The following is a 9,131-nucleotide window of genomic DNA, read 5'->3' as shown; positions in this document are numbered from 1 at the left end:
GCTTCGCCGTCCGGACGGCCCCGCAACCGGGCGGCGAGACCTTCGTCGGATTCCTCCGGGACCCCGCCGGGCGGGGGGTAAGGAGGGCGAGGGGGGTGGGGGGTGGGCACTGAACGGATTCCTTCCCACGCTCAAGACACAGAAGTTCCCTTCGCCGAAAAGGACCGAGCGACTTGGTGTGTACCTCTTCGGCACGAGCGGGGGAGTAAGAATTCGCCCACGTCCAATCGCCCCGGTTCCTCACGGAACGCATGAGACCCGGCCTTTTTCCACCCCCCACGGGTAGTTCACCCTTGCACAGCACACGGATGGCCAACAAGCCACTTGGGCAACATCCGCACCTTTGAAACAAAGTCAGATTCGGCTGCAACTCGCGGCATGCGCGCGAGCTTTCGACATTCCATGCGCCCCGTGTGAAACGCACGCACACGCCGCCGCACCACGCACGCTCCCCGGCGCGCACGCCCGCGTAGTCCACTGGGAGCGGCCCTCTCGGAAGGCCCCGCGCAGGGACGGCGGCTCTCCTGCGCGTCATGGGCCGCCGACCCCGTTCCTCCCGCCCTCGGTCGGCGGCCCCAGGGCGGCAGGGACGGGGACCGCCACCAGGGGCCGCCGCCAGGGGGCCGCCACCACAGGGCGGGGCGCCCAGGCGGGCCGGCGGGACTCAGATCTGCCAGGAGCGCAGCCGGTCGGCCGCGCCGTACACGTCGACCTTGCCGGAGATCAGGTCACGGGCCAGATCGACGAGGGCGCCGTAGGGCGGGTCGATGCCGACGCCGCTGACGAACATGTAGGCCACCGCGGAGGCGCAGGCGAAGCGGGCGTTGGCCGCGGGCAGCGGCTTGAGCAGGGCCAGGGTGTGCAGCAGCGCGGCGGCCCGCCAGGCCGGGTCGGAGTCGACGCCCAGGCGGGGCGGATCCACGCGATGGCGGGCGACGGCGGCGACCAGCGCGGAGAAGTCGTTGACCGTGGGCTGGTCCGGCAGGACTTCTTCGTGTCGCTGGAGCAGCCAGGGCACGTCGATATGAATGACGGGTGCCATCGGTCAGGCGGCCCGTCCCTCGCCCTTTGCGGACGGTTCGTCCTCGGGGAAGGCGGCCGCGAACTCGTCGGCGTGCGACGCGAAGAACCGGCGGAACGCCTCGGCGCCCTCCTGTAGCGCCCGGTGCCGCGCTATGTCGGCCGCCGCGGCCTCGCGCACGAGCGCCTTCATCGACGTACCGCGTTCCTTGGCGATCTGCCGCAGGTCCTCGAGCTCGCGGTCGCTGAACTCCACGTTGAGAGCTGGCATGGCCTCACGGTACCGCTCGGGTACTCACGCGTAAATACGTGCAGGTCAAGTGTGATGCATGCCGGTACCAGGCCGACTACGAACCACCCTGCGCCGGACGCTGGCGCACGCACGGAGCCCCAAGACGTGGGGCACATTCATCCCCGGGAGGTCACATTCCGGCCCCCGCCGGGCCTCGCAGCGGTGAGCGCGCACCGGGAGGCCACCGCGTGTCCGACACCCCCTTCCCCGTCACCGCCGAGGACGCGACCGGCGTCCTCGTCGAGCACCGAGAGCTGATGTTCGGCGTCGTCCACGACATCCTCGGCAGCGTCGCCGACACCGAGGACGTCCTTCAGCAGACCTGGCTGTCCTGGACGGCACGGAGCGGGGGCGCGCCGCTCGACGGGGTCCACAACCCGCGGGCCTGTCCCGTGCGGATCGCCGTCAACTGCGCATTGACACGGCGGGCCGCGATCAGCCGCCGCCGGGAGACCTGCGTCGGCCCGTGGCACCCCTAGGACCCGGCCCTGCGCACCGAGTCCGTGTCGCCGGCGATGCCGGTCGTCCTGGAGTCGCTGTCACCGCTGGAACGCACGGTGTTCGTGCTGCACAAGGCGTTCGGATACGCACACACGGAGATCGCGGAGATCATCGACCGCAGCCCGGCGGCCGTGCGGCAGCTCGCGCATCGCGCGGGGGCATGGGCACGCGCGGCGGCCGCTGTACGAGGCGCATCCACGGGTGCGCCGGGAGGCGACCGAGCGGTTCGTGCGGGCCGCGGTGAGCGGGGACATCGCCGAACTCATGGAGGTCCTCGCGCCGGACGTCACGGTGTGGACGGACGCCGGCGGCAAGCGCAAGCCGGCCGCGCTGCACCCCGTGCACGGCCGCGACAAGGCACTCCGGTTCTTCGGCTCGTACGGGAGGAAGGGCGGTGAGCCGTACGCCGTGCTGGTCCTGGATCTCACGCCGGACGGCGACCGGGTGTCCGATGTCTACGTCGTGAGAACCCGGACAAGCTGACGCTTGTGCCCCAGGTCTTCCCGGACCGCTGGTCGTTCCTGCTCGGAGTCGAGGTGCACGAGCCGCTGGACCGGGCGGCGCTGCACACCCTGAGCGCTCACGAGCGGCCGGGCGGACTCGTGGAGCACGAGGCGCAACGCAACCCGTAGGTGACCTGTCGCTGAACGCCCCGTGCACCGGTCGTGTATTCCTGCCCTGCCCTACAACCCCTGGTGACGTCCGGGGTGTCACACCCCATGCCGGCACCCCACCCAATGCTCCCGGCACGACAACGGACCTCACCACCAACGGAGTTCACGTGCGCATGCGCTTACTGGCCGCTCGATCGACCGCGGTCGCCGTACTCACCCTGCTCACCGGCGCGCTGATCGCCCCGTCCGCCCACGCGGCGGACCGCGACTACACCATGACCCTCACCAGCAGCACCGCCACCACCGACTTCGATCACCGCACCGTCGACCTGGCCGGGACCCTGACCCGGCCGGACGGGACACCCGCCGCGGACACCCCGGTCCAGCTCGAACAGTCCGTCCTGTTCGACACCTGGAACCCGTGGGGCGACCCCATCGACCCGACCGAATGGGAGACCCGGAGCCTGGGCACCGTCCGCACGGACGCCGCGGGACGGTTCACGCTCGACGACGTCCCGGCCGACCGCTGGGAGGACCGGCCCAGCCCCTACCTCACCCCGCGCCACGAGGTGCTGTTCCGCGCCATGTACGACACCGACCCCACCGACGGTCAGTTGGCGTTCGCGGACGCCGCCGTGAGCGTGGAGCCCGTCGCGAGTTCCCTGACCTACCGGGTCAGCAGGGTCGTCGTGCACCCCGGCGCCGGCCTCACCGTCACCGGCAAGGTCACCTGGCCCGCCGGGCACGGCCCGGTCGCCGGGACCCGGGTGTTCCTGCGGCAGTACTTCGAGAGCCAGTACAACGCGCAGACCACCACGGACGCCGACGGCAACTTCACCCTCCACACCAGGATCCGGGCGTACGACCACGAGTTCGTGCTCTTCTCGGCACCCAAGGACTACTACATGTCGGGCGCGAGCAAGCAGCTCCCGGTCAGGAACATCACCCAGTAGCCGCGACCGGAAGCCACCGAAGGCCCGCCGCCGCACCCTCGCGACGGCGGGCTCACCAGTGCCTATCCCTGGTCGGCCACGAAGGAGGCCATCCGGGTCAGGGCGGAGTTCCAGTTGATCGTGTGCTCGTTGGTCGACCAGGACTGGATGTCGTCGATGTAGCAGAACTGACCGACGCAGCCCTGGAGTTTGCTCTGTGCGTAGGGGTCCTGAATACCGGAGTTCGGCCCGCCCGCGAGGGTGCCGGCCGGCGGGTTCGGCTGGCTCGGGTCGAGCTGGTGGGCGTACCAACGGGCGTGCTGGTTACGTGAGTTGACCTCACCGTAGCCGGTCACGTACGAGATGTTCAGCGCGTTGCGCCCGAGGAGGTAGTCCATGCTCTGCAACGCGCCGTCACGGTACTTCGAGGCGCCCGAGATGTCATACGCGGTGGCGATGACCACGGCATTGTGCAGGATCTGGTGGTTGGATCCCCAGTCGTAGAGACCGCTCTCGGGGGCGTACGGCATCCCGTACGGATGTGCCTTCAGCGTGGCCAGATAGCGGTCCGCGCCCTTGATCACGGACTGGCGCACCTTGTCCCGGCCGGGGAGTCTGCTCGGCACGGTCGCCAGGTCGAGACGGGCCGCTGCGGCCGTCCTCGCCCAGTCGTAGCCCAGGGCGCCGAAGATGTCGGCGGTGTGGACCGGCGAGGCGAGGACGTGGTCCGCGAACTGCTTCTCGCCCGTGCTGAGATACAGCTCCGCCGCTGCCCAGTAGAACTCGTCGGTGACGTTGCTGTCGGCATAGGCACCGCCGCCGATGCCGTCGCTCTCGGAGGCGTACCGGTCGGGGTGTGCGAGCGCCGCCGCCCACGCCGTGCGGGCAGCGCCCAGCGCCTTCGCCGCGAACGCCTTGTCGTACGGCTTGTACAGGCGCGCCGCCTGCGCGGCCGTCGCCGCCAGGTTCAGGGTCGCAGCGGTGGACGGCGGATGCAGTTCGCGTTTCTGCGGGTCGTCGCTCGGCAGCAGCGGCAGGCCCGTCCACTGCTCGTCATGGATCTTGTGATGCGCCATGCCGGCCAGCGGCTGCCCCGCGGGCACCTGCATCTTCAGCAGGAACTCCAGCTCCCAGCGGACCTCGTCGAGGATGTCCGGCACGTTGTTGCCGCTCTCGGGGATGGCGAGCGTGCCGTCGCCGAGCTTCTTCGGCTCACCGGTGCGGGCGAGGAGTTCGCGTTCGTACGTGCTCAGCAGCTCCCACACGGAGATGCCGCCGTTGACGACGTACTTGCCGTGGTCGCCGGCGTCGTACCAGCCGCCGGTGACGTCGAGCTTGTAGTCGCACACCCCCGGCTGGCAGGGCACGGCACCGTCGCCCTGGTTGGGCGCGACATCGACGTGCCCGGCGAGTCGGGCGTACCCGGGGCGCAGGTCGTCGCGGATCGCGATGCCGCTGCGCTGCGTGTAGTAGTACTTCACGGCGTCCAGGCGCAGCTTCTCGTAGGCGGCCGTCCCGATGTCGAACGGGCGGCTCGCCTCCCCGTCGGCCACCAGCGTGAGGCCCTTGCCCTGCTTGCGGTAGGCGCCGAAGTCGATGGAGTGCACGTTCTGCGCGGAGGAGGCGTCGGTGCCGCGCGGCACGGTCCAGCCGTGGGCGACCACGGCCCCGGAGGCGCTCTTCAGCCGCCAGGGCAGCCTCTCGGTGGCGTCGGTGACGAGTGTGGCGTTCTTCGGCCCGGCGGGGAGGTAGGCGACCTGGTTCACGCGGACCCGGGGCCCGGTGTCGGGCTCGTACACCTCGGGCGGGACACCGCCCAGCAGCGAGGCGTCGTCCATGCAGAAGCGCCACGCGTCCGCGCTGCCGCCGAGCTGGAAGGCGACCTGGCCCTGTGGGGTGTCGACGGGCGAGGTGAAGGTGTACGCGTACGAGTTCCCGGAGACGCTCAGCTCCGGCGTCACCTCGAAGTAGGTGTCGTACGGGGCCGCCGACAGGCCTACGATCGCCCGCACGACATGCCCTGCGGGCGTACCGTTCGCGGTGAAGGAGAACCGGTACGACTCCCCCTTCACCAGGGTGATGTCGTTCTGGCCGACCGCCGCGTCCCAGGGGTTGGCGGTGCCGCCGGGCACGTCGGCGCAGAGCTGTCCGCCGGACAGGCCCGCGGTGACGTTGCTGCTCGTCCACCATGGGTCGGTGGTGGTGTCGAAGGTGCCGTTCTTGAGCTGCTCGACCTCTTCGGCGGCGGCCGGTGCGGTCGGAAGTGCCGTGAGGCCTGCGGCCAGCAGGGCCGTCAGGGTCAGCAGGGTGGTTCTGCATCGCTTCACGTCTGGGCTCCTCGGGGTGAGGGGCGGGTTACGCTCTCGACGAGTGGGAGCGCTCCCAGAGGCGGACGCGGCCCATGCTTGTCGGCGACATGACACGGCGTCAACGGTCCGGAGGGGCGGTTTTCGACTACTGCGCCGTCATGGCTGGTCACGCCCACGCGGCGGTGGCCGCAGATCGAAACAGCCGCGCGTCCGGACCGTGACGTGAAGGCGAGGCGGTACCAGCCGAGGCCGCCGCCGGCGCGAGGCCGAGGTGCCGCACGACTGGAGCATCGAGTTCTGGCTCGTCGGCATCGGTGCAGGCCCCGGTGGGGTCGGTGATGCCGCCCGGGTCCACCAGGGCGAAGCGCCACCCGTCGCGCAACGGAACCGTGCGGCGGCCGGACGCGGCACCGGCCCGTGCCGGCGATCTCAGCGGCCGCGGGCTGCTGCTGGCCGCTCAGCTGACCCAGCGCCGAGGCAGCCGGCACACGGCGGACGGCGGACGGCGGACGGCGGACGGCAAGACGATCTGGGCCGAGATCGGGCTCCTCGCCGAGGAGTGAGTACTCGGCGGGAAAACGGGGAGTCGTGACAGACATGGGACGTGCACGGACACTCCACGCCTTACACCGAGCGACTCCCCTCGTGACCGCCGTCGCGCTGCTGAGCCTGCTGACCGCGTGCGGCGATGGCGCCGACACCACGGGTGCCGCCCAGACACCGGCCGGCACGAGCGGCCGTACGACCGGGCCGGGCACCGCGATCACTGAGAGTCCGGTGACCCAGTCGGGCGGCGCCGCCCCGCGTTGTCACACCTCCGAGCTGCGCGCGTCGATCGGACGCCCGAGCCCCGGAGCCGGACAGCGGAACTTCCCGATCGTGCTGACCAACACGGCCGACCGCACCTGCACGGTCCGCGGCTACCCGGGCGCCGCCTTCGTCGACTCGTCCGGCAAGCAACTCGGACCGGACCCGAAGCGCTCCCCCGACACACCCACGACCGTCACCCTGACTCCGGGCCGCAGCGCCTGGGCCGGGCTGTCCTTCGCCAGCCCCGAGATCAGCGGGGCCCGTACGGCCCTGCCGACGGCGCTGCTCGTGACGCCGCCCGACGAGCGGGATCCGCTGAAGGTGACGTGGACGGCCGGTGAGGTACCGGTGGCCGGGAACGAGTCCTCGGTGCGGCTGACGGTGGTCCAACCCGGCACCGGCGGCTGATCCGTCCGGTCAGCGGCGGCCGCCACCGTAACCGCCGTACCGCCATAGCCCCGCGTACCCGCCGCCGGACCAGCCGTTCTGACCGCCCCCGGTGCACGAGTACGGGTTGTAGTGGCGGGAGGCGTCGGTCGGTGGCGGGCTCGTGGCCGTCGGCTGCGACGTCGACGGGTCGCGGACGGGGTCGGCGTGGGCGTCGGGGTCTTCGACGGCACGGGGGTGGGGGTCGGAGTCGGGGCCGGCGCCTACTCCGTCTTCGCCTCCGAGTCCCAGTTGACCACCTCCAGTTGCGGCTCCGGCTTCGAGGTGTCGATCGCCCAGTGCTGGGCGTTGTTGTCGTCCTCGCGGCTCTTGAGCACGAGGGCGCCCGAGCCGTCCGTCGCGGCGGGGCTCAGGGCCAGGTCCTGGTTGAAGCGGGGCACGAGCGTGCCCTGGAGCGTGAAGTCGTAGCGGACGTTCCTGGTTTCGGAGTCGGCCGCGTTCGTGCACGGGGCCAGCCGGACCGAGTAGCCGAGGTGGGAGTCGAGGCAGAGATCGGGGTTCGCGGCGCTGCGTGCCAGTCCGTCGGTCTCGTACGACCACTGCTGGCCGGGCGCCGAGGAGCACTGGGTGAGTTCGGTCTCCGCGTCCTTGACGGCCTTGTCGCCGACGATGCCGACGCAGAGCCCGGATCCGATGTTGTGCAGCCGGCCCCGCAGTTCGCCCTTCGCGGCCTCGGCGGCGCCCGCCCAGGACGGGTTGCTGGTGGCGGAGCCCGCGTCGGAGTCCGGTGTCTCGGTGGGGCGGTCGTTCGCGGCCGGAGCGGGCGCGTCCTCGGATCCGCCGGCCGCCCAGAAGACGAGCGGAAGCACGACGAGGGCGCTGACGGTCGCCACGGCCGCGGTGAGGTTGCGGCGCCGCGCGGCACGGCGGGCGGCCTTGAGGGCCGCGCGGCCTGTGAAGGTGCGGGGATCGCCGGCTCGCGGGGCGGTGGTGGGGTCGCTCCGGCGGGCGGTACGACGGGCAGAGCGGCGGGCGGCTCGGGGACCGGCCGGCGAAGAGGCGGACGCGGCGGTCGCGGTGGTGCAGGGCTCGCCCGCGGGGGCGGAGGGGCCGGCCGCGGGGGCGGCCGTCGCTCCGCCGGTGGCGAGTGCCTCGCCGCCAGGGACAGGGGCGTGGGCCGGAGGGGCGGGGACCTCTGCCGGGGAGACGAAGTCGGGGGTGTCGGGGGTGTCGGGGGTGTCGGCGAAGAACGACTCCCCCGCGATCGGCGCCATCGGCCGCGGCTGCGCAGCCGCTTCCGTCTTTGCCTCGGCCGGCTCCGCGGCCTGGCGTGCTCTCGCCTCCAGATAGGGTCTCGCGCCCCAGCCGAGCACCGCCTCCGCCAGTGCGACGCCGAGCCCTTCGTTGAAGAAGAGGAGCTGGGCGGCGGTGTCACTGCAGTGCCCGCAGCGGTTCAGGTGCTCGCGCAGGTCCGGGTCGACGTCGACGCCACCGCGACGGTAGGTCACGTCCAGCATCCGCAGGTATTGCCGGCACTCGTGCTCGGGGGCGAGTTCGCGGTGGACCTGGAGGCTCTCCTCGCGCAACCGCTCGCAGGCCCGGCCCAGTTCGAGACGGGCGCACTCCTCGTCGAGGCCGAGGAGTCCGGCCGGTACGGCCAGCGGTTCGGCCTCGACCTCGGTGTGCCACAGCAGGCAGCGGGCCGCCTGGGGAAGCCGCTCGAAGGCCCCGGACAGCAGTCGTCGGTCGGCAGGCGGCAGCAGTCGGGCGGCGACGCGCTCCGCGCCCTCCGTCTCGGACCGCAGCTCGGGGTGGAGCAGTTCGCGACTGCGGTCGGTGTCCCATTCCGCGGCGATACGGCGCACGGTGACGAGGAGTTGGGGGCGCCAGGCCGCCGTCGGGCCGGTCTGCCGCAGCGTTTCGCCGAAAAGCCGGGTGAAGGCCGCGGTGGTGAGCATTCCCGCGGATCGGGCGTCGGCGGTACACAGCCGCGCGTAGGCGAGGCCCGCTTCCCAGTGCCGATCGAGGAGTTCACCGACGGGGTGCAGCGCCGGCGACACCCCCGTCCACTTCTTCAGTTCGGCGCTCAGTTGAGCGTCCGTCACATCGAAGAGTCGGGCGTCGTCAGGCGAATTCGACAGGCCTGCGTCAGGCACGACGGCATTCCTCCGGAGGGCTTTCGGTTGTGAAGGTCCATACCAATGAGTATGCTCCGGGCGCGACTCTTGTGAAGTATGGGCACTGGGGAGCGAAGCACACCTTTGCA

General features: G+C 71.5%; 7 protein-coding genes and 1 pseudogene. 4 read left to right on the top strand and 4 right to left on the bottom strand.

Translation table 11 applies throughout. From position 1 onward, the window contains the following. Positions 1-664 precede the first annotated feature (664 nt). Positions 665-1,042, bottom strand: a complete 378-nt coding sequence (locus KUM44_RS43495) for a toxin Doc (RefSeq protein WP_217215284.1) — start codon at positions 1,040-1,042, stop codon at positions 665-667. A gap of 3 nt (positions 1,043-1,045) precedes the next feature. Next, positions 1,046-1,291, bottom strand: coding sequence for a hypothetical protein (locus tag KUM44_RS43490; RefSeq protein WP_217215283.1), 246 nt, complete (start codon positions 1,289-1,291; stop codon positions 1,046-1,048). A gap of 209 nt (positions 1,292-1,500) precedes the next feature. On the opposite strand from KUM44_RS43490, the pseudogene KUM44_RS43485 reads away from it, so the two are divergent. Beyond that, positions 1,501-2,445 (top strand): annotated as a pseudogene (locus tag KUM44_RS43485) (sigma factor-like helix-turn-helix DNA-binding protein). A 149-nt stretch (positions 2,446-2,594) separates the two neighbouring features. Beyond that, the gene (locus KUM44_RS43475; protein ID WP_217215282.1) at positions 2,595-3,380 is read left to right on the top strand and encodes an acyl carrier protein; all 786 of its coding nucleotides are present in this window, start codon (positions 2,595-2,597) and stop codon (positions 3,378-3,380) included. A 62-nt stretch (positions 3,381-3,442) separates the two neighbouring features. On the opposite strand, the gene KUM44_RS43470 is transcribed toward KUM44_RS43475, so the two are convergent. Next, positions 3,443-5,686, bottom strand: coding sequence for a glycoside hydrolase family 9 protein (locus KUM44_RS43470; RefSeq protein WP_217215281.1), 2,244 nt, complete (start codon positions 5,684-5,686; stop codon positions 3,443-3,445). A gap of 320 nt (positions 5,687-6,006) precedes the next feature. On the opposite strand from KUM44_RS43470, the gene KUM44_RS43465 reads away from it, so the two are divergent. Both KUM44_RS43465 and KUM44_RS43460 read left to right on the top strand, forming a co-directional pair. Then, positions 6,007-6,231, top strand: a complete 225-nt coding sequence (locus tag KUM44_RS43465) for a hypothetical protein (RefSeq protein ID WP_217215294.1) — start codon at positions 6,007-6,009, stop codon at positions 6,229-6,231. A gap of 34 nt (positions 6,232-6,265) precedes the next feature. Continuing rightward, the gene (locus KUM44_RS43460; RefSeq protein ID WP_217215280.1) at positions 6,266-6,886 is read left to right on the top strand and encodes a DUF4232 domain-containing protein; all 621 of its coding nucleotides are present in this window, start codon (positions 6,266-6,268) and stop codon (positions 6,884-6,886) included. Positions 6,887-7,128: 242 nt separating this feature from the next. On the opposite strand, the gene KUM44_RS43455 is transcribed toward KUM44_RS43460, so the two are convergent. After that, complete coding sequence (locus KUM44_RS43455) at positions 7,129-9,021, bottom strand: RICIN domain-containing protein (RefSeq protein WP_308402855.1); 1,893 nt, start codon at positions 9,019-9,021, stop codon at positions 7,129-7,131. Positions 9,022-9,131: the final 110 nt, after the last annotated feature.

The sequence above is a fragment of the Streptomyces sp. AC550_RSS872 genome, from assembly GCF_019049285.1.
Classification (GTDB): domain Bacteria; phylum Actinomycetota; class Actinomycetes; order Streptomycetales; family Streptomycetaceae; genus Streptomyces.
This window is presented reverse-complemented; position numbering and strand designations above follow the sequence as displayed.

What these genes read in the sequence shown, in the direction of transcription:
- KUM44_RS43495 (WP_217215284.1), bottom strand. Translation starts at nt 1,042, where the DNA reads ATGGCACCCGTCATTCATATCGACGTGCCCTGGCTGCTCCAGCGACAC.
- KUM44_RS43490 (WP_217215283.1), bottom strand. Translation starts at nt 1,291, where the DNA reads ATGCCAGCTCTCAACGTGGAGTTCAGCGACCGCGAGCTCGAGGACCTG.
- KUM44_RS43465 (WP_217215294.1), top strand. Translation starts at nt 6,007, where the DNA reads ATGCCGCCCGGGTCCACCAGGGCGAAGCGCCACCCGTCGCGCAACGGA.
- KUM44_RS43460 (WP_217215280.1), top strand. Translation starts at nt 6,266, where the DNA reads ATGGGACGTGCACGGACACTCCACGCCTTACACCGAGCGACTCCCCTC.